16 protein-coding genes are annotated in these 21,066 nt (G+C 54.1%); 5 read left to right on the plus strand and 11 right to left on the minus strand.

Annotated features, from left to right (window positions below):
* Positions 1 to 152: 152 nt before the first annotated feature.
* Positions 153 to 3,602 (plus strand): transcription-repair coupling factor, encoded by a 3,450-nt coding sequence (mfd, locus tag EUZ85_RS20780; RefSeq protein WP_127971544.1) that lies wholly within the window; start codon positions 153 to 155, stop codon positions 3,600 to 3,602.
* Positions 3,603 to 3,758: 156 nt separating this feature from the next.
* Entirely contained in the window at positions 3,759 to 4,625 is an 867-nt protein-coding gene (locus EUZ85_RS20785; protein WP_127971546.1) for a peptidoglycan binding protein CsiV, read from the plus strand.
* Between the two features lie 108 nt (positions 4,626 to 4,733).
* Here EUZ85_RS20785 and EUZ85_RS20790 read toward each other — a convergent pair whose 3' ends face one another.
* The 7 genes from EUZ85_RS20790 to EUZ85_RS20820 form a co-directional block, all read right to left on the minus strand.
* Positions 4,734 to 5,468, minus strand: coding sequence for an S-methyl-5'-thioinosine phosphorylase (locus EUZ85_RS20790; RefSeq protein ID WP_127971548.1), 735 nt, complete (start codon positions 5,466 to 5,468; stop codon positions 4,734 to 4,736).
* Between the two features lies 1 nt (position 5,469).
* A complete protein-coding gene (locus tag EUZ85_RS20795) occupies positions 5,470 to 6,591 on the minus strand; it encodes a mechanosensitive ion channel family protein (RefSeq protein ID WP_206617930.1) in 1,122 nt (373 codons plus the stop codon).
* A gap of 38 nt (positions 6,592 to 6,629) precedes the next feature.
* Positions 6,630 to 7,670, minus strand: a complete 1,041-nt coding sequence (gene nagZ / locus EUZ85_RS20800) for a beta-N-acetylhexosaminidase (protein ID WP_127971550.1) — start codon at positions 7,668 to 7,670, stop codon at positions 6,630 to 6,632.
* Between the two features lie 44 nt (positions 7,671 to 7,714).
* Entirely contained in the window at positions 7,715 to 8,197 is a 483-nt protein-coding gene (locus tag EUZ85_RS20805; RefSeq protein ID WP_127971552.1) for a L,D-transpeptidase, read from the minus strand.
* A 72-nt stretch (positions 8,198 to 8,269) separates the two neighbouring features.
* Entirely contained in the window at positions 8,270 to 8,941 is a 672-nt protein-coding gene (locus EUZ85_RS20810; protein ID WP_127971554.1) for a TetR/AcrR family transcriptional regulator, read from the minus strand.
* Positions 8,942 to 9,179: 238 nt separating this feature from the next.
* Complete coding sequence (locus EUZ85_RS20815; protein ID WP_127971556.1) at positions 9,180 to 10,391, minus strand: ammonium transporter; 1,212 nt, start codon at positions 10,389 to 10,391, stop codon at positions 9,180 to 9,182.
* A gap of 462 nt (positions 10,392 to 10,853) precedes the next feature.
* On the minus strand, positions 10,854 to 11,843 hold the full coding sequence (locus tag EUZ85_RS20820; protein ID WP_241566818.1) for a hypothetical protein: 990 nt from the start codon (positions 11,841 to 11,843) through the stop codon (positions 10,854 to 10,856).
* 336 nt (positions 11,844 to 12,179) lie between these two features.
* Between EUZ85_RS20820 and EUZ85_RS20825 the strand changes: the two genes are divergently transcribed.
* Positions 12,180 to 12,806 (plus strand): riboflavin synthase subunit alpha, encoded by a 627-nt coding sequence (locus EUZ85_RS20825; protein WP_127971560.1) that lies wholly within the window; start codon positions 12,180 to 12,182, stop codon positions 12,804 to 12,806.
* Between the two features lie 116 nt (positions 12,807 to 12,922).
* Positions 12,923 to 14,374, plus strand: coding sequence for a rhomboid family intramembrane serine protease (locus EUZ85_RS20830; RefSeq protein WP_127971562.1), 1,452 nt, complete (start codon positions 12,923 to 12,925; stop codon positions 14,372 to 14,374).
* A 48-nt stretch (positions 14,375 to 14,422) separates the two neighbouring features.
* On the opposite strand, the gene EUZ85_RS20835 is transcribed toward EUZ85_RS20830, so the two are convergent.
* From EUZ85_RS20835 to EUZ85_RS20850, 4 genes are all read right to left on the minus strand, one after another.
* Positions 14,423 to 15,886 carry a hypothetical protein gene (locus EUZ85_RS20835; RefSeq protein ID WP_127971564.1) on the minus strand — a complete coding sequence of 488 codons (1,464 nt, stop codon included), beginning with the start codon at positions 15,884 to 15,886 and terminating at the stop codon, positions 14,423 to 14,425.
* Positions 15,887 to 16,025: 139 nt separating this feature from the next.
* Complete coding sequence (locus tag EUZ85_RS20840; protein WP_127971566.1) at positions 16,026 to 17,033, minus strand: DNA polymerase III subunit delta'; 1,008 nt, start codon at positions 17,031 to 17,033, stop codon at positions 16,026 to 16,028.
* A 123-nt stretch (positions 17,034 to 17,156) separates the two neighbouring features.
* Entirely contained in the window at positions 17,157 to 19,166 is a 2,010-nt protein-coding gene (locus EUZ85_RS20845) for a DUF3488 and DUF4129 domain-containing transglutaminase family protein (RefSeq protein WP_127971568.1), read from the minus strand.
* Positions 19,159 to 20,151, minus strand: coding sequence for a DUF58 domain-containing protein (locus EUZ85_RS20850; RefSeq protein ID WP_127971570.1), 993 nt, complete (start codon positions 20,149 to 20,151; stop codon positions 19,159 to 19,161). The genes EUZ85_RS20845 and EUZ85_RS20850 overlap by 8 nt, the downstream gene beginning before the upstream one ends.
* 268 nt (positions 20,152 to 20,419) lie before the next feature.
* On the opposite strand from EUZ85_RS20850, the gene EUZ85_RS20855 reads away from it, so the two are divergent.
* Complete coding sequence (locus EUZ85_RS20855; protein WP_127971572.1) at positions 20,420 to 21,040, plus strand: hypothetical protein; 621 nt, start codon at positions 20,420 to 20,422, stop codon at positions 21,038 to 21,040.
* Positions 21,041 to 21,066: the final 26 nt, after the last annotated feature.

Below are 21,066 nucleotides of genomic sequence, written 5' to 3' on the forward strand. Positions count from 1 at the left end.
CCGAAGCAATTTAGGCTCCTTGATTTTTAACGCTTTCCAAGGCGTTTCAGGGCCCTTACACAAGTGGACTGGCTATCACGTTTTCGGGGTTTGGTTGTGATTTTACGAAACAATTGTAGAATGCCCCTTGACTTTAAGGTGGAGATATAAAGTTGACAGAGCGGCGCCAACTTCCTTCAAATTCAACGACTATCAAGTACTGGCCTCAGGCCGTCGGACAGTCAGACGCTTACATTCTGGCGCAGGCGCTCAAAGAGCAAAAACGCCTGTTGGTGGTAATAACACCAGATATGCCCTCGGCGGATCAGCTCGAATCAGCGGTAAAATTTTTTTTAGGGGATGCGAAAAAAAATGAGAACACGCCCCCAATTTTGACTTTACCGGACTGGGAAACCCTCCCTTACGATACTTTTTCGCCTCACCAGGACATTATTTCCCAGCGTATTCAGACCCTGCATAAGCTACCGACCTGCGCTAGCGGCCTGCTTATTGTCCCGCTCAGCACCATCATGGTGCGCTTGGCGCCGAAAGAGTTTGTGCAACGCTCTACCCTGATCCTGCGCAAAGGTCAGCCGCTCAGAATAGACAGTTATAGATCCGAGCTGGAGCAAGCGGGCTACCGCTGTGTAGATACAGTCTATGAGCACGGGGAGTTCGCCGTCAGAGGATCGATCTTCGACATATTCCCAATGGGCTCCAAAGCGCCTTATCGTATTGACTTGTTTGACGAAGAAGTCGAAACCCTGCGTCAGTTTGACCCAGAGACCCAGCGCTCTGCAGGACAGGTGGATGAGATCAGTCTGCTGCCCGCGCACGAGTTTCCACTTAACGGCACGTCTATCCAACTGTTCAAAGACAACTTCTACGAGAAGTTTCCCGGCGCGTCACGCAACATCCCTTTATTGCAAGACATCAGCCGCGGCATCGCCACTCCCGGACTGGAGTATTATCTCACCCTATTCTTCACTGAGACCGCCAGTCTGCTTGATTATGTCGCCAAGGACGCCTGCTTCGCTCTTTATGATGGACTGCATGAAAAAGCGCTACATTTTTGGAAAGATCTTGAGCAGCGTTACGAGGATTTGCGCCACGATATTCAACGCCCCATCTTACCGCCAGCAGATATTTATCTGCGGGTCGAGGAGTTGTTTGAGGGGCTGAAACAATTCCCTCGCGCGCAATTCAGCGCCAAGTCCGAGGAAACGGACAAGCCGTTCTCCCCTCTTCCCCACCTGGCCCTGGACGCCAAAAAGGAAAATCCGTTACAGGCTATTGACTGCGCCCAGCAGGACAGCGGCTACAAGGTTGTCTTATGCGCGGAATCCCCCGGACGCCAGCAAGCGCTGATGGATACATTCAAGGAGCACGGCAGACCGCTCAATTTGCTGGAGTCCTGGGAGGCGTGTCTGAAGTCCGCCGTCCCTTGGAATATCACGGTGGCGGAGCTGGCGAAAGGTTTCGCTGACAACGAAAACCGGATTCTGGTTGTAGCGGAAGCTGACCTGTATGAAGGCAGAGTCCTGCAGCGAAGACGCCGCAAGCGGACGCAGGAAAGCCCTGAAAACATCATTCAGAATTTGACCGAGCTAAAGCTTAACGCGCCGGTTGTGCATATCGATCACGGCATCGGCCGCTATAAAGGCTTGCAGTCACTCGAAGTCGACGGCCAGAAGCAGGAGTTTCTGGTTCTGGAATACGCCAACGAAGCTAAGCTTTATGTACCGGTATCCTCCCTGCATCTGATTTCCCGCTACGCAGGTCTTGACGACAATCTGGCGCCGATCAATAAACTCGGTACGGATCGCTGGTCCGCCGCTAAGCGTCAAGCAGCGGAGAAAATTAAAGACAGCGCAGCGGAATTGCTGGAGATTTACGCCAAGCGCGAGCTGCACAAAGGCTACGCCTGCCCGCCGCCGGACGAGCATTACCGCGCCTTCTCCGCCACCTTCCCGTTTGAGGAAACGCCGGATCAGGCCACGACGATCAACGCAGTCTTACAGGACATGATGAAACCACGCCCCATGGACCGGCTGGTCTGCGGCGATGTGGGCTTCGGTAAAACGGAAGTCGCCATGCGGGCAGCCTTCCTCGCCGCGCACGCAGGACGTCAGGTGGCGATACTTACGCCTACCACGCTGCTTGCACAGCAGCACTTTCAGTCCTTTCAGGACCGTTTCGCGGACACTGCGATCAATGTCGAACTGATCTCCCGTTTTCGCAGCGCCGGCGATATAGAAAAAGTTAAAGACAAACTATCGGAAGGCAAAGTCGACATTCTTGTCGGCACCCATAAGCTGCTGCAGAAAGATATCCAGTTTAAGAATCTCGGCTTGCTGATCATCGACGAGGAGCATCGTTTCGGCGTGCAGCAAAAGGAGAAAGTTAAATCTCTGCGCGCCAACATCGATATACTCACGCTGACCGCCACGCCGATACCCCGTACCCTGAACCTGTCCTTCCAGGGCGTCCGCGATTTGTCCATTATCGCCACCCCGCCAGAGAAGCGCCTATCCGTCAAAACCTTCGTACAGGAACACAGCAACAGCATTATCAAAGAAGCTGTGTTGAGGGAAATTTTGCGGGGCGGCCAAGTGTTCTTTCTGCACAACGAAGTCAACACCATCAACAAGGCTGCGGCCGAGTTGCAGGAGATGGTTCCGGATGCGCGCGTGGCTGTCGCCCATGGCCAGATGCGTGAGCGTGAGCTGGAAAAGGTCATGTCGGATTTTTACCATAAGCGCTTCAATGTGCTGATGTGCACCACCATCATTGAAACCGGTATCGACATCCCCTCCGCCAACACCATTATCATCGAGCGCGCGGATAAATTCGGCTTGGCGCAGTTGCACCAGCTGCGGGGCCGGGTCGGACGCTCTCATCACCAGGCATACGCGTATCTGTTGACGCCTCCGCCACGCAACCTCACTGAGGACGCCAAGAAAAGACTGGACGCCATCAGCAGCGCCCAGGATCTCGGCGCCGGATTCACTCTGGCCACTCACGACCTGGAAATTCGCGGCGCAGGGGAATTGCTTGGCGAAGAGCAAAGCGGACATATCCAGAACATTGGCTTCACGCTTTATCTGCAATTGTTGGATGCAGCGGTCAAAGCCATGCGCGAGGGCAAAGAGCTGGACCTGACCCAACCTATTGATCAAGGTTGTGAAGTCAATCTGCGTTTGCCCGCCCTGATTCCCGACGACTATCTGCCGGATGTCCATAACCGTCTGATCCTGTATAAGCGCATCGCCAGCGCCAAAGATGAGGACGCCTTGCAGTCTCTGCAAATTGAAATGATTGACCGCTTCGGCCTGCTGCCAGACGCGACCAAAAACCTGTTTCGTCAGGCTCGTCTGAAATTGACCGCTGACAGACTGGGCATCGCTCGAATTGATATCGGAGCCAAGGGCGGCGTGATCGAATTCAACGCCAAGACCACCATCGAACCGATCAAACTGGTCAATCTCATCCAGCGAGAACCCAAGCACTATAAATTGGACGGAGGCTCCAAGTTACGCGTCACTCGCTCACTGGAGGACAAGGAAGACCGTATGCAATTCGTGGAAAAACTTCTGAAGTCCTTCGCTCCCGCCCGCGCATAACCCTGCCGGGCGGCCCCGGCGCCAGGGAAATGTAGTATACTTTGTGAGGGTTTGTTGATGGATGGCCACTTCCCCATTGGCGCTATCAACCCGCCCTAGCTTTTATTCCCTGGCGCACGCCTTCCAATCACAAAACAAAAGAAGTTGTCCAAATAAATGCTATTTTGCCGAACACATCAACTTTGCCCTTTTTCAGCGCGAAGCATTGCATTCTTTCTCACGCTGTTTCTTGGGCTTATGTCTTCCAGCCTGCGCGCCTATGCAGGGCTTTATCAAATCGACCTCATCATGTTCAAAACCCCCGTGCCGGAAGGGGAAGAAAACTTCGAATATTATCCCGTCGATTACAATCCCGAAGCGCCGCTGCTGGTGGATTTCACACCCCTGAGCAGCCTGCAGAAACAGGCCCTCGGCGCGAACCAGGTGCTGTTAAAGTGGATCGCCAACAACCTTGAACGTCGCTCTGGTTATCAGGTTGTCTGGCATAAATCCTGGGTTTCGAATCTCGCTTACAACCAGGATACACCCGTGCGCATTTTTGATACGGAAAGACTGGGCGAAGGTTATAGCATAGAGGGCGTGGTGAGCCTGTCACGCACTCGCTACCTGCACACCACGATTGATTTATCCCTGGTGGAGTGGAGGCAAAAACAGCCAGGCGGCGCTATGGATAACATGTTTACACCCTTCCCCGAGCAAACGGGCGCCGCCAATGCGCTCACGCCAATGCCGCAAAACGCGCCGGAAGCAAAGGTCACCGCACCCGACAGCGAGGAGCCGTTCATGGAAGAGGCCTTCAGAGGACTTGAGCCTGTCGCCCGCTACCGCAACCGACAATCACGCCGCATGCGCAGCGGCCAGGTCCACTATCTGGATCATCCTGTCGTGGGCGTACTGGTGAAAATTATTCCGGTCCGCAATGTGCGCATACAAACTTCCGTCGACACAGCGGAGGGCGACTTGGCAGGCGAAGATGAGAAGGAGCCGGAGGAAGGGGAAGCCGACAGCCCGACGGAAGACTGATGTAACGCGAGAAATCAAACGTCTTTGGGCACTCAATAAAAAAGCGGGGTATATTTTCCCCGCTTTTTTCATTCAACGATCAATATACGTCGCGCACAACGCTGAAGGTCAGCTCTCTGCAACCAGCGCCGCCAGCAGCTGCTTCACATATCCCATCCCCTGATCAATCGCCTCATGGATTTCTTCCATGGTGATGATATTTTCGCTGACGCCCGCCGCCGGATTAACGACCAGGGAGATACAGGCATAAGGGACGTCCAGCTCGCGCGCCAACGCCGCTTCCGGCATTCCCGTCATACCAACGATGTCACAGCCATCCTGCTTCATGCGGCGGATTTCCGCCACCGTCTCCAGACGCGGCCCCTGCGTAGCGCCGTAAACGCCAAAGTTGCTGTGCTTGACGCCCAGAGCCGTCGCCTTTTCACAGATCAGCTTGCGCAGCGCTTCATCGTAGGGGTAGCTGAAATCAATGTGGGTGACATGGTCGATATCGCCCTGAAAATAGGTATGCTCGCGCCCATAGGTGTAGTCGATCACCTGATCAGGGATACACACATGAGTCGCCCCCATATCCGGATGAATCCCGCCCACGGCGTTTACCGCCAGGAAGCCTTTGGCGCCGGCTTCTTTCAGCGCCCAGATATTAGCGCGGTAGTTCACTTCATGAGGCGGAATTCGATGCGGATTCCCGTGACGCGCCAAAAACAGCACCTCTTTCCCTTGCAGCTGAGCGCGCACGATATCCGCTGAGGGCGCGCCCCAGGGCGTATCGAACTTGTCCTGCCCCTTGATTTCCAGACCGTCCAGCTCAGTCAGTCCGGTGCCTCCAATAATGGCGTACATGTCATTCTCTCCGATCTTGTAAACTTTCTGCTTCTTTCAACACTTTCAGTTGGTCCGGCAAATGCACCGTTTGCGTTGGAAACGCCACTTCCGCGCCGTTCTGCTGAATAATATCCATCACTTTGATCAGCACGTCCTGCTTGACCTCGTGGTACTTGATCCAGTTGGTGGTCTTGGTGAATGTGTAGATAAAGAAGTCCAGAGATGACGCCGCAAAGGCGTTGAAATTGACAATCATGGTCTGGGTTTCATCTATTTCATCGTGCTCCGCCAACATGGCTTTCACCTGCTCCACAATCACCGGCACTTGTTTGAAATCATCATAGCGAACGCCGATAGTCTCGTAGATTCGGCGGTGAGTCATTCGGGAAGGGTTTTCCACGGAGATCGTAGTGAAGGTGGAATTGGGCACATACAAGGGACGCTTGTCGAAGGTGCGAATACAGGTCAGACGCCAACCGATCTGCTCTACTGTTCCCTCGATATTCTTGTCTGGAGAACGAATCCAGTCTCCCACAGAGAACGGACGATCCAGGTAGATCATCAGACCGCCGAAAAAGTTGGCCAGCAAATCCTTGGCGGCGAAACCCACTGCAATGCCGCCGATGCCCCCAAAAGCCAGCACGCCGGACACGCTGTAACCCAAGGTCTGCATGATAACCAGCACCCCAGTGATGATGATGGATGCGCGCAGCAGTTTGCTGATCGCAGACATGGTGGTCTTGTCCATGGGCTGCTTCATCTTGTCCGGCGACACCAGAATCTCTTCCGCGCCTCTGACGAAACGAATCAGGAACCATATGATCAGTACGATGACGCCGATAGCCCGGATAATATCCACCGCCTCGAACACGACCGCGCCGGTTTCCCGCTGCGCCACTTCAGCCGCCCAGGAAAGTCCGATCAGCCAGATGAAAACCCCTAGCGGCTTGGCGCCCGCGTCCAGGAGCGTGTCATCCCACAAGTTCCGGGTTTTCGCCAGCTGACGCGCGATTCGCGCCGTTACTTTATGGCACAGATAGTTGGCGACCAGGGTTACGAAAACGATGAGAAACACCCGCACAATCCAATGCATGGAATCGTCGGCAAACCCCAACCACGAACTCACTTCACTCCAGGACACAACTTTCCCCCTATCGTTAGTATGCTATTTCATCGAGTCTATTGACGCAGGCTTTGCGCCAGTTCACGGGCTCGAGCCAGCCTCGCCTTATCCACCGTCCCCTCAGGGCGTCGTCGCATACTGTGGCGACGGCGCAGTGAATCCTCCGGGAATAACAGATCCTCAGGCAAGGCTTCCAATTTGTCGGCGACTTTAAGTAAGCGCTCAGGATTGTTGCACGCCATCAACAAATCACAACCCGCCTGCAGCGCCCTGACAATACTGGCGCTTTCATCCTCTTCTCCATCCAGATCCGCCCCCTGCATTCCCATATCGTCACTGATAATGGCGCCCCGATATTGCAACCGCTCACGCAAAACCTGGGTAAGCCAGAAAGCAGATTGACTTGCGGGTGACAGGTCGCAGGCAGGATAAATGACATGTGCGGGCATCATCGCCTCGACGCCAGCTTCAATCATTTCGATGAAAGGCCGCATGTCCGAGTCCAGCAATTCTTCATAGCTGCGCATGTCGCGGGCGCTCTGCACATGCGTGTCTTCCGCCACAAACCCATGTCCAGGGAAGTGCTTGCCTACGCCTGCGCAGCCGGCTTCGCCCATTCCGCGCCAGAAGGCTTGCGCCAACGTCGCCGCCATCGCCGGCGTATCGCCGAAAGCGCGGTCGGCGATGACTTTGTTTTTGCCATAATCCACATCCAGCACGGGCGCGAAGCTGAAATCCAAGTCAAACTCTCTCAGCTCTACGGCGGTGAGCCAACCTAACTCTGTCGCCATTGCTTTGGCGGCAGCTGGACTCTCTTGATAGCGTGCGCGCAGTTTTCCTGGGGCAGGCAATAAAGTGCGCCCTTCCCGAAAACGTTGCACCCGCCCTCCTTCCTGGTCCACACATAAAAGCAATTCAGGACGTATAGCGCGAATCTGTTTGACTAACGCGTCCAGTTGCTGTGGGTCGGTGTAATTACGTGCGAAGAATATGACGCCGCCCACGACGGGCCGGCTCAGTAACTCCTTTTCCTCCGCGCTAACATCCAGTCCTTTAAGATCGATAATCAAAGGACCCAGTTTTGCTGTCTTGCTCATAAGAAATCGCGTATCTGGCTGATTGGATTTAGGCCGCGCGCAGTTTAGCCGTTGATCAGAACGGGAGTTCCCGGGCCGACGCGGTCAAAAAGCCGGATAATATCTTGATTTCGCATTCGAATACAGCCATGCGACAACGGCTCGCCCATGGGCTCGGAGTCAGGAGTTCCATGCAGATAGATGTAGCGACGCATGGTATCCACATCGCCGCCGCGGTTGAAACCTTTTTGGGTTCCGCTCAACCACAGAATGCGAGTGAGAATCCAATCGCGTTCGGGGTGAACGTCAGCAAGCGCCTGAGAATAGATTTCACCAGTCCAACGACGGCCGCGAAACACAGCGTTCAGTGGCGCCTGCGCGCCAATCTTGGCGCGAATGATATGTTCGCCCCGTGGCGTCTGGCCGCTGCCGTTACGTTCGCCAACGCCCGCTCTGGCGGTGGAAACGGAGAAAGTCTCCACTGTCTTACCTGAGTCAAGTAGCGTTAATGTTTGCAGTGGTACAGAGATGACAATAGAAAGCGACATGAGGCTCCAGGAGTTGATTGGCGAACGCCCCAAGGATATTACATCCTCGCCGGGTTTACAGCCGCCCCTGACTTACCCTGCGCTGGCGGCTTCCGTAGAGGCGTGGCGCGACTCGTCCGAAGGCGCATTGATGCCCGCAGCCAGGAATGGCACCAGCTGATTGACGATGCCGATTACAGGAGTTTTTACACCCAACTCTTTCTCAAGAATGCTGCCCAATGCTTCTGAGGAGGACATGGTGAACGCCGTGGCGCCCAGCATAAACTGAATACGCCAGAAACGCTCCACAGCATTCAGCTCCGGCGTGGCGTCCTTCAACAGACGCATGAACAGACGGAATTCTGTGGAATACTGCTGCTCCAGATACTTGCGCAAATGTCCCTGGGATTGCGTGTAAGCCAGCCCGAGCAGACGCATGAAAATTGACAGGCTCTTGCTGTTTCTGGCTGGAATGTCGATAACGGAAGAAGTAACGATCTGCAGCAGTTCCTCCAGTTCGACTTTGCGACTTTCCGCAACGACGCCCTGAAGTCTATCTCGCAATATGCGGGTGAATGGATTAATGAAGCGGGCGAACACAGCTTGAATCAGCGCGTTCTTGGAACCGAAATGGTAGTTTACCGCAGCCAGATTGACTTTGGCTTTGCTGGTTATCTGCCGCAGTGATGTTTCCGAGAACCCCCGTTCCGCGAATAACTGCTCTGCAGCATCTAAAATCCGATCAACTGTATCTGACTGAGACATGTTTATTCTTCTGGCGTACCGCTCCAAACAAGTGTTTGAAACATACGTTTGATAGGCTGGAATGTCAAGTCTGATAACGTTTTATATTGTGCAATTATTGCACACGTCATTTTAACGAACCAGATCAGCGGAATAGCTGGCCAAGTTTGCGCTGAATGCAGATAAATTAACAGTCGGAAGTTCCCTTATGCGCCGGCGGACGTGACTTGCAGCCTCATACCCGCCGGCGCCGGAGAACTCAGTCCATGCTGTTGGCGCCAATGCGATGAATCGCCAAGTCGGCTCCCTGATACTCCTCTTCTTCTGATAAGCGTAGTCCAGACAGCTTTTTCACCACGCCATAGACGACAAATCCGCCCACAAACGCCAACGCCGCGCCGGTGATCGAGCCGACCAGTTGCGACAGGAATGTGACGCCGCCAAGGCCGCCGAATGACTGCAAGCCGAAAACGCCCGCCGCCACGCCGCCCCACAAACCACAGACGCCGTGCAAAGGCCAAACGCCCAATACATCATCCAGTTTGCGCAGGCGTTTTTGCATGTACTCAAACAGGAAGACAAATAACGCTCCCGCCACTGCGCCGGTAATAAGCGCGCCAATCGGATGCATAATGTCAGATCCGGCGCATACCGCCACCAGTCCAGCCAAAGGGCCGTTATGTATGAATCCTGGGTCTTTGCGCCCTACCAGCATGGACGTCACAATGCCGCCCACCATCGCCATCAGACTATTAAGCGCAACCAGCCCGCTTACGCCACCCAGCGTCTGCGCAGACATCACGTTAAAGCCAAACCATCCTACCGTCAGTATCCAGGCGCCCAGCGCAAGAAAAGGAATATTGGAGGGTGCGAAAGCGACCAACTGGCCATTGCGATAGCGCCCATTTCTCACTCCCAGCAAATACACTGCAGCGAAAGCGATCCAGCCGCCCACAGCATGCACGACCACAGACCCCGCGAAGTCATGAAAAGTCGCGCCAAAGCGCTCTTGCAAGAAGTCCTGAAAACCAAAGGCGCTGTTCCAGGCCATGCCCTCAAACAAGGGATACACCACACCCACACAGATTGATGCGGCGATCAGCATGGGGTAAAACTTGGCGCGCTCCGCGACGCCTCCAGAAATAATGGCGGGAATCGCCGCCGCGAAAGTCAGCAGGAAGAAGAACTTCACCAGCTCATAGCCGTTGTTGACGCTCAGTTCAGTGGCGCTGGAAAAGAAGTTGACTCCATAGGCGATCTGGTAGCCAACGAAGAAATACGCCAGCGTAGACGCGCCAAAATCCGTCATGATTTTAACCAGCGCGTTTACCTGGTTTTTATGGCGCACGGTTCCCACTTCGAGAAATGCAAAGCCGGCGTGCATCGCCAGCACCATAGTGGCTCCCAAAAGGATAAACAGGGTGTCGGCGCCTTGCAGTAAGGTCTCCACCGCATTATTAGTATCGTTCATTCCATCTCCTGTTACGCTCTTGCATGGTGCGCGGCTCGGCACAACGCACACAATTAGTGCTTTTGATTTTGTTATTGGCGATCCATCTTAGAATTAAGCAATCCATTGTTTTTATTTGTTTTACGCAGAGCTACGGCCACAAATCACACTTATCAGCCACATCTCTTCTACTCAGTCAGCAAATTCCAGACCAAATACGCACCAACTTAAAGCCAGGCCAATTGCACAGCGCACTTTAATGAGACAGAGACAAATGGAAGTTGAAAAAACGCTCTAAAAAAGCGCATGCATAAACACAGGAAAACCCGCTAGGCTTGCGTAACATAAGGAAAGTTCGACCTCCCGCCTCAAAGAGCAAAGTCTATGACGAGGGGGACAACAGGGGTTGAAACTGCATTAAAGGGATGAGGAGTAGATGAAACGAATGACGACAGTGGCGGATGAGTGCAGGAACGCCCGCACTCAGGCTTCAGATAACGCCAGATCCGCAAACTCCGTCTTTATTTTGGCGCTGGCTTCCATGTACTTATTCTTGGTTATCTCAAAAGCCTGCTGCGCCTCCAGCAGGTACTGCAGATAGAGGCGAATCGCAGCGACCGTGCGCATGGCTTTAATCAACTGCCCTTGCTTGCTCAGAGTGACCAGACGCCGATAGCGCCTGTCCAGCAGACTTTTGCGGTAGGTTGACATCATCAGACATTGATACGCCAAACCGTTGCCGCCTTCCAGCATACGGATATGGGTAATCGCACGAAATTCCAATTCTTTTCTCTGACGCACTAACTCACTGTACCCCGCATTCTTGATAAAAAGTCGCCGCAGGGGTGGAATGGCCAAGGCGGATATAGCGACGAAAAAGCCAAAGGCAATGCCGGCAACCCAGGCGTTAAGCCCGCCCTGCCAGCCAATCAGGAATACAGCGAAACTAAGCAGACATGACAAAAGCCAGAGATCTCTGCGCCGCCGGGCGCTAATCAAATCAATCGTCTGCGGATAGTGTTTGATCGCCAACACGTCGTAGTTCATGACTTCAAGCGCCTCACACTCTCGGAGAATCTGAGTAAGTTGATTGCGCTGCGCCACCGTCTCCCGATAGCGGCGCTTGCGATCCTCTTCACTCTCCGCGGCTTCCGCCTTTTTCTGCTCCGCCTTTTTCTGCTCCGCCTTTTTCTGCTCCGCCTTTTTCTGCTCCGCTTTTTTGAGGCTCTGAGCCGATGGCGCAACGCCGTTGCTTTTCGTCTTGCTCAGATCTTTACTTGTACGCGGGTCCGACGGCGGCGCTGCCGGCGTTTTTGCGGGAGACTTCGCAGTGGGCTGAGACTCCTTGGCGGCGGGTAGCGTATTGCTCCGGTGCTCCTCTACCGCACGCCGTACTGGGTCCATATCACCGCGCGCCAATGAACGCAGCGTCTTGGGATCCAGATCAAAATCATTAGGGTTATGTATCTTCATATCGAAAACTATAGAGTAATAACGAGAACGGGTCACCAGCGCCCACCGCGCCAAAACCTCGTCAATCTCAGAGTATTTAGCAATAGATGCGCCAGCTAACTGAATTTATTAGAAAAGCCTGCACATTGCGGCGATGCGCGAACTAGCTCGCATAAGACCTACGCCGAGTATTTGGCGAATTCGCCCTTACATGTCGATAAAACATACCGCCAGGCCGTCTCTTTCGATCCAACTACTCAGAGAAATAAGCCTGAAAAGTTAGAAAATGCGCCTCTGGACGCTTATCATGGCCACCTGCACAAAAAGCATTTACCTCAGCGAAAGGATCAGTCCACCGTGTTTACAGGAATCGTTCAAGGCAAAGCCACACTACGCAAAGCCGTACGCCGCGAAGGTCTCTACACCTACGATTTTGAGTTCCCCTCTGACCAGTCTTCGACAGAAACAGGCGCCAGCGTCGCCATCAACGGAACCTGTTTGACGGCGGTGCGCATTGACGGGACCTATATCGCCTTCGACCTTATGACAGAGACATTGCGCCTGACCAACCTTGGCGACCTCAATGAAGGCGATGAAGTCAATTTCGAACATGCCGCGCGAATTGGCGATGAAATTGGCGGCCATTTGATGTCTGGGCACATCCATGATGTCGCGGTGCTGATTCACACCGAGCGCACGGAAAATAATGTGGCGCTGGACTTCCAGTTGCCCCCGGAGCTGCGCAAGTATGTCTTCGACAAGGGCTTTATTGGCGTCAATGGCGCCAGCCTGACCGTCGGCTCTGTCAGTAAGGACGGATTCAGAGTGAACCTGATACCGGAAACTCTGCGCGTCACGACCTTCAGCGCCTTGCAACCGGGCGACAAAGTCAACATAGAGGTTGACCCACAGACGCAAACGCTGGTGGACAGCCTGGAGCGACTGTTGCCCCGCTATCTGGAGAACCTGACGCCAGGCGCCTGATCGTCAGTTTTGGATGCGCGCCGCAGTGGCGCGTTTCCCGCTTATCTCCGATAATTATTTTCTATGACTTTTCAATCCGTTACTTGTGCTTCCCTGTAGGTAGTTAGAGACCCAAGATGCTGATTATTCCCGCTGAACAGACCATAAACTGGCGCAAGCCTCCGGTCGCCACACTGCTGTTGATCTTCATTAATTTCGCCATATTCTTTTACCTCAGCGGCAAAGATAATCGAGTCTGGCAGGACGCCGCCCATTACTACGAACAAAATCAGATGGTCAAACTGGAGGCGCCTGAATTCGCCGACTATCTGCAGCGCCATATCGGCCTGGGCCAGGACAACCGTTTTGAGCTGTCGGCGGCGGCGCGTAAAGCCGTCAACGAGGGGCGCGGCGACGAACTGATTCCCTACATGCTGACCGATAGAAAGTTCGTTAACTACCTGCTGCAGAATGGACAGGAGTTCATTGAGCCGGAAGCTTTTGAAACCTGGAAGTCCCAGCGTATTTACCTCCAGGAACACTATCTGAGCCAGCTCAGTCACTTACAGATGGGGCTCATTCCCGGCGAAATGGAGCTGGCGGACCTGTTTTCGTATCAATTTCTCCACGGCGGCTTCGGACATGTTTTCGGTAACATGGTGATGCTGTTTTTACTTGGATTCGCCATTGAACGAATTCTTGGCGCCGCGCTTTATGTCATGGCTTATCTGTTCTGCGGCGTAGTTTCAGGCTTTATTTTCAGCATGGTGGAAGGCGACAGTCTGACGCCGCTGGTGGGCGCCTCCGGGGCTGTGTCAGGTCTGATGGGGATGTATGTGGCGCACTACCGGCTGCAGCAAATCCGTTTCTTCGCCTTCCTTTATGTCTACTTCAACTACTTCCGCGCGCCAGCGCTAATCATGCTGCCGGTATGGGTGGGTAAAGAACTTTACGAGTACTTCACTTACGTCGAATCCAATGTCGCCTACGTCGCTCACGCTGCGGGGCTGGTGGCGGGCGCCGCCATCATTTTCCCCCTGGATCGACTCGCGCCGAGGGCTGCACAGGAAATCACTCATTCCCCGGAGCAACAGGACCAGTCGATGCGAGAAGAACTGGCCCGTGCTATGGAAGCGGTTGGACGCGTCGATTTTCAGCGTGCGCGGGAGCGCTTTAAAGCGCTATGGGAAAAGCATCCTGAGCACATCGGGATTCAGGAGCAGCTTTTCCATCTATACAAAGTAAAACCGGACACCCAGGAAAGCCTGCAGTTCACTATCACAGTGCTTGAGCACGCGTTGAAGATGCAAGACTTTAATCATGCCTACTTCATCTGGAGCGAGTATCAGAAGTACGCCAAGGAAAATTCTCGTCTGGAAGACAAGTACCACTTCCGTATTCTCAACACCTGCCTCAACAACAACCTGATCAAAGAAGCTGAACAGGTATTTGGGGTTGTCGTGAAAAGCATCAACAATCCAGAGCTGGTGCGAGAGTGCTACCGCACATTGATTCAAGCGCTCAAAGCCCGGCAAATGGACGTCAAAGCGCAGAAATATGAGCGCGAACTAAGGCAGCTTGAGGGTTAATAAACTTAAGAACAGGCCGGAAATGGGCGTGCTGCGCGCGCCCGACCCTTAGGGAGAAAATCCGAACTTGGCGACCGGCTCCGGCAGCCTGCCATTCTTCTCCATCACTTCAATCCATGCGGGAATTTCCGGCGTTGCGGAATGATCCGGGTAGTGCTTCTGCACATAGAGCAAATATTCCTTGGCTTTATCCGCTCGGTGCAGTCCGTTCGCCAGCGTTCGCGCCATGACAATAATAGCGTCAGCGGCGTGAGCGGATTCTGGGAACCGGGAATTGAACCCTTGCAACAGCTTCAAGGTCAGTCTGAAATCGCCGGAGTGATACAGACTCTGCGCTACGTTATACAACAGCGTCTCATCGTTGATCGTATAGTCGGGGTAATGCCCGTAGAGCCCTCTCAGCACAAGTTTCAGTTCATGAATCCGTCCCGCGTCCGCCAACATCTGCAATACAGGCTTCGACGTTTTCAAAAGCTCTGGCCAGGCGTTGGTCTCCAGCAGCAGCTTGTACAGACGATCCAGCACCACCAGATCATGGGGCTTGCGTTTGTATAAATTACGCAGCAGCCCCGCCGCCGCCTCGTATCGTCCTTCCTTGAGGTTGATGTCGATTTCAGCCATCGCCAGCTTGTCATTCCGCTGCGCCAGCGCTTCCGGATTCTGCGGCGGCGCTTCAAGGGCTTCATCAGGCGTCAGGCCAAGGCGATGCTGATATTGAAACAGCAGGTAACCCAGCATATTGAAGATCACCAGCATGAAGTAACTGGAAATAAGTCCCGCCAAGGGAAAGCCCAGGGTCTGGGAGAAGTTGCTCAGCACAAAATCCTGCGCGGCGCCCAGCCCCAGAAACAGCAGCAATAAATAGCCGTAAAGAACGAAATACGGCCAGCCGATGCTTGAGATGAACCCGATCAGACGCGTCGGATGCAAGGCGTCCACCACATTACCTTCAATCGCCAGCAACATGATGCTGGCGGGCAGAACCAGGGCGGAGAACGCAACAGCCAGAATCATCAGAAAAGAGCCGCCCCAGATGCCGGAGACGACAATGAGCGCGCCGAAGGCAATGAAGATCAAGGTCTGCTGTATGACCAGCAATAATCCGCCGCCGCTGAATGCGGATAACAGCTCAGGCGGTTTCAACACGCCTTTGGAGGTGGTCTCAATCACGCTATACATGTATTTGACCTGGGCGCAAAACAGGGCGATGGCGATGATCAGAGATATTAGATCCTTACCCAGCGCCAACGGCACCAAGGTGCAGATGGCCACCAATATCATGGGGTCTTTGGCCATGGGATAGGCGAAGAAGTCATTCAGTCGCTGCCAGAATGGCGTGACCTCCGCTGCGGAGCCTTCCGCGGAATACCGCATTACCTGCTGACACAAAGGACAGGTCGCAGCCCCTTTGCCCGGCTTTACCGGAACGCAGCTGCCGCAGAGTTGAACATGGCAACCCAGGCACTGCCAGTTGGCGCCATGGGTGGGATGGTATCTGCAATAAACATCCACGCGCGTATTTTTCCTTTTGCTAACTTACTACTTAACTCGTTTTCCAGGCCCCTGTTAAAGGAGCGCATGACGATCCGATTTGCGAGCGTATCGCCACTGTAGAGGCGAAGCTATCGAACATGACATTCGGTAGAGGCGATTACTTCCTGCGCTTGCGCACACGTTTGTTCGCCAACAACCAGCTTTCCAACATCAATTGCGGGTTCAGGTTGCGCTGCTCCACCAAAGATCGCTTTATTTCGATCAGCTCAGCATAGAGTGCAACCAGCTGCTGCGTATCCAGACGGGCTCCCACGCCCACCAGAGTCGCTTCCGTTTCGCCCCTCTCGCCTTCATTTATCTGCGTGGCGGTCAGCAGTTGCTTCACCCAGATAGCCAGCCAATCCGCCAGCCGTTCAAGATCAAGCTTGCTCCAGGTTTCCGCCAGGGTAAACGCATCCACGCGCCCTTCCAGGTAGTTGAGCCAGTTCGCCAATACTTCCGCCCGTAGCTCCAGTATGTCCTGACTGTGCCACGCCAGAGCGGTAAGAGGGCGACCGCCTGCGCTTTCCGTCAAACTATAGGCGCGCTCTTTGGGCACATCCAGTTGGGTCAACCAATTCACCACAGACTCTGTGTCCGGCGCAGCCAGCGTATAGATCTGGCAGCGGCTGCGAATCGTCGGCAGCAGCAGGCTTATTTGTTGCGAAACCAGCAGAATGACGGCGCTGGCGGGTGGCTCTTCCAGTGTTTTCAGAATGGCGTTGGCGGAATAAGCGTTCATCGCCTCCGCCGGGGTCAGCACGCATATTCGGCGACGCGAGATTTGCGGCTTGGCGTAGATAAAATCTCCCAGTCCGCGCACCTGATCAATTTTTATAGCCTTGGCGCCATCCTCTGGAGCCACCCATTGCAAGTCGGGGTGCGTCCCAGCTTCTATCAACTTACAGGAGCGACAATCGCCACAAGGACGTTCAAGGCGCTTAGCCTGCTCACAGAGTAGAAATTTGGCGTATTCAGAAGTCAGGCGATTCTTGCCAACGCCGCTTTGCCCCGCCACTAAAATAGCGGAAGGCACTTTATCGTTGTGCGCCAGCCCCACCCAGTCACGCCAGGTTTTATTGAGCCAGGGAAGTTGATCCAGGGATATTTCCGTCAAATCGGACATTAGTACTCTATTGGTGCTATTCAGTGTTTATTTATTCGGCAGGCAAATATCCGCCTGCAACAACAAGGTCTGCAATTGTCAGAACGTTCCGCAGCATACCGTCGCAAAGATCGTTCCAGCAGCTCAAGGATTCAAGGCCAGTTGCTTGATATCCCGTTTCAGGCGGCGCACTCTGTCTGGACTGCCGCCCGCGTCATCCGCATACAGGTTTTGCTCAAACTCGCTGAAAATCTGCTGCAACTGTTTGCGTTGCCGCGGCCACTTTTTAGTCGCCAGCGCCAATGCCTGCCCAGGCGTCAGTCCAGCATCCAGAGCCAGCCCCTTCTTATGCATTCGGCTCAATAGAGATCGATACAAGCGCACCATGGGGTCGCCTTTATTACGCCGCCACTCCGCTTTGAGGGTCAGCAACGACAAAGCGAGGAAGACTATCACGGAGACGCCGGCGAGTATCATCAGCATCGTCTTCATGTCGCTATCGCCAAACCAGCGTTTGAAGAAACTGCTTTGCTTCTCCTGATCGTAGTTGACGACCCATTTCTGCCACATGTAGTTCATGTATTCCAGATTATTGGTCATCCAGGCGAAGACGCCAATATGGTTATATCTGGCCAGGGACAGCGGCGTATTTTGCAGGAATGTGCCTTCTTCCGCGACCGCGTCTCTAATGCCCGACTCCACTCTTTGCGGCGCTACCGCCGCCGTCGGATCGACACGCACCCAGCCGCGTTCAGGCAACCACGCTTCCACCCAGGCATGGGCATCATACTGATGCACCACCAGAAAGCCACCCTGCTCGTTCCACTCTCCGCCCTGATACCCGGCCAACACCCGCGACGGGATATTCGCCGCGCGCAAAATGAACGCCATCGTGCTGGCGTAATGCTCGCAAAAGCCACGACGCGTGTCGAAGAAAAACTCATCTATTCTATTCGCTGAGGTCAACAGCGGCGGCGATAAGGTATAGACGTAGGGTTCCTGATTAAAATGCGTCAGCACCGTCTTTATAAAGATTTCGGCGTCAGGCGTCGTCTCGCGTAATTGTTTGGCCCATTCAGCAGTACGGGAATTGGAGCCCTGCGGCAAACTGCTGAAGCGGGCGAAGCTTTGGGCGTTTTCCCTATACTCTTCCGCCTGACTGATGACGCGATACCACTCCGGGGATTTCACGTCTCTCATGAATCTCACCAGCTGATCCGGCGTTGAGAAAGGCGCGCCACGCGCCACCTTGGCGTCATCCAGCGCAAAACCCCATTCACGATTGTGGGGCTCCAGCAGCACTTCATAGTCCCATTGCTCAGTCTGGGTTCTGGCGCCCGGTCTAACCGCACCCTGTCTGTCGCGATTAGTCTGGCTGAATGACCGCTTCCAGCTTGTACCGTCATAACGATCCAGGATCAGTGCGCGCCAATAAAGTTCCCGATAGGCCGGTCGCGGCCCATTAAACACGATCCGAAACGCTCGCTCGCCTGATTGCGCAAGATTCGCCACATCTCCCGGCGACATGTTTTCATCAAGCCCGGTAAACGCAGTAGAACTCTTCAGCGGCATCGCCCATAAGGGACCGAAGCGAGGAAAGAACAGATACATCACAATCAACAACGGCGCTGCAACCGCCATGGAGCCATACACGCCTTTAAATGTAGAGCCAATGGAGCGGGATTTCAGCGACTGGTTCACCGCCATCAGAGCCACAAAGCTCAATCCCATGGCGATGAAAATATACAGACTGACGAACAGGGACTGGCTGAACAGGAAGCCGAGGCAGAGCAAAAACAACGTCATGAAACTGAACAGGAAGGCGTCGCGCCGCTGATTCAGCTCCAGCAATTTCAGCGCATAAGCCAGTACAAAAAAACCGACCGCCGTCTCCACCGTAAACTGCGCCTGCGTAGAGAACACATAGGCGATGGAGGTCACCACCATGACTCCGCCTTTCACCCAGGTCGAGGGTGCAGGCCATTTCCCCTGATACACCCGGGTGCGCCAAAACACGGACACACATGCGAATCCAAGCAGCCACACCGGAACATGATTCCAGTGCGCGCCTGCGGCGGCGGCCAGGGAAACCACCATCCATACCAGCGCCCGCGTATCCAGTGCGGGAGACTCATCAAAACTTCGCTTAAACATGATCAGGATACTTCGCCAGCGCAGTCAGACATTTATTGCGATGCTCAAGGCCTGAGCCAGGCCCGCACGCCCAGCCGGGCATACGTAATCCGTAAGGCGTCCCTTTTTGCTCCAGCTCCAAAATCTGGGCGCACAGCGTAGACAGGCGCAGCTCCGTCTCCATCCCCTGGTAGGCGTCAAAATCAATCCAGTCCGGGTCCAGTTCCGGCTGACTGAATTCTTTGCTGTATAACTCACCCTGCTGTGCGTACTTTTTCCAGGCGATACGGGTAAGCGGCTCGCCGGGAACATAAGTGCGCAGGCCTGCGAAATCCTCTTGCCCCACCATGTATGAGTCGCCCTTTCCTTCGCCCTCAGCCAAGGAAGCGCTCCACTTGAACTGGGGTTGCGGCGCCGGCCTGGGATAGACCAGCGCCTTGGCGTTCAGGTCCTGCCAGGACCAGGCGCGAATCAGCCCCATCGGATAGGTGGACGTAATCAGCATGCGCCCCGGGGTCAGCCAGCCTCGTTTGCGACAACGATATTCAATCACCGCGCGTCGTTGTCCATGCTGATCCAAATCCAGGGTGACATAGCTGTCAGGCGTCCAACCGAGTTGCACTGCGGCCGCTCCATGTTCTGATGCCGTCACCAGAAACTCAAACCCGGCGAGTTCGTCAGCAAAGCAGGAAGCCGCGCGATGAAACCGGATGGCCAGTCCCGACATATTGCGGTAGGCGATGAGAATATTGACCACGAAAATAGATATAAGAAAGAAGCCCACCGCCAGGATCATAGAGTTTTGGTAGTTGATCCCTGTGAGAATAATCAGCCCCCCCAGCATGACAAAACCGACGCCCCAACGCGTCGGCAACACAAAAATAGCCCGATGCGATAACGTGGCTTCCTCAACCGGCGGCAGCCGCTTTTCCACCCACTTATCAATGCGGCTCCCGAGCTGACCGCCGTTGTGCGCTCCTGATTTTTGCCTGATGCCGGTTGTCATAAAACTACTACTTAACTTCTGTCCTTGTCTTTTGCAGGCCAGAGAAATACAGGCTTACAAAAATTAATCAAAATTCGCGCGATACAGTGGCTTTTGCGAATCAATCGGTTGAAAATGTAAGTATACGCAGTAAAACTGGATTCCACCTAAACGCTTGTGGCCGTACGCAATTATTTTTTATCCACGCATGTTGTTCAGCGGCGGGCGCAAGGGAATCGGTTGTTGGAAAATTTACGTTTAACACGAAATTGTAAAACACGGCGCTGCTATGAACTACTCAAGGATTTTGCTCGGATTGGCCGCCACCGGCCTCGTTCTGACCGCCCGCGCGGAAGTCAAATCAATGACCAGCGGCGAGTTGACCGACACCTACATTAAAGATTCCACCATCATCGTTACCCCTGCTCCCAAAAAGCCAGAGAAAAAGCGTGTCGTCACCTACACCATTGGACCCGGTGAGCCTGTGAAAACGGAAGCTGAAGAACAGTCAGAACTGAACACTGCGTTGACGGTGGATCAGCAACAGTTTAAAGACTCTTCAGAAGCAGCCGCCCAAGTAATCAGAGAGCTTGCGTTTATTCCCTATACGCAACCGGAGCTGGCGGCGCTGAGCGAACGTCCGCTGCCTCACCCGGACCTGGTGATTCCAGACGGGGCCTTCACATTCCAGCAGGTTCTATCGCCGTTGAATCCTGATATGGCGCAACTGCCCTACGGCGACCAGTTGAACCTGCAATCCAACGGCCAGCAGTTAACCATCACGATTGGAAACAATTTACCCGGTGTCGACAACATCATCATCCCTGAACGAATCCAGGGCGGCATGATTGATTTAGTTCCCCGGGACAGTGGCGGATTTGATCTGACGCTGACGATGCCTCAGCAATAAGAAGCACAGAAAGCTTACTAATCCAG

The organism is Hahella sp. KA22, assembly GCF_004135205.1.
Taxonomy (GTDB): Bacteria; Pseudomonadota; Gammaproteobacteria; order Pseudomonadales; family Oleiphilaceae; genus Hahella.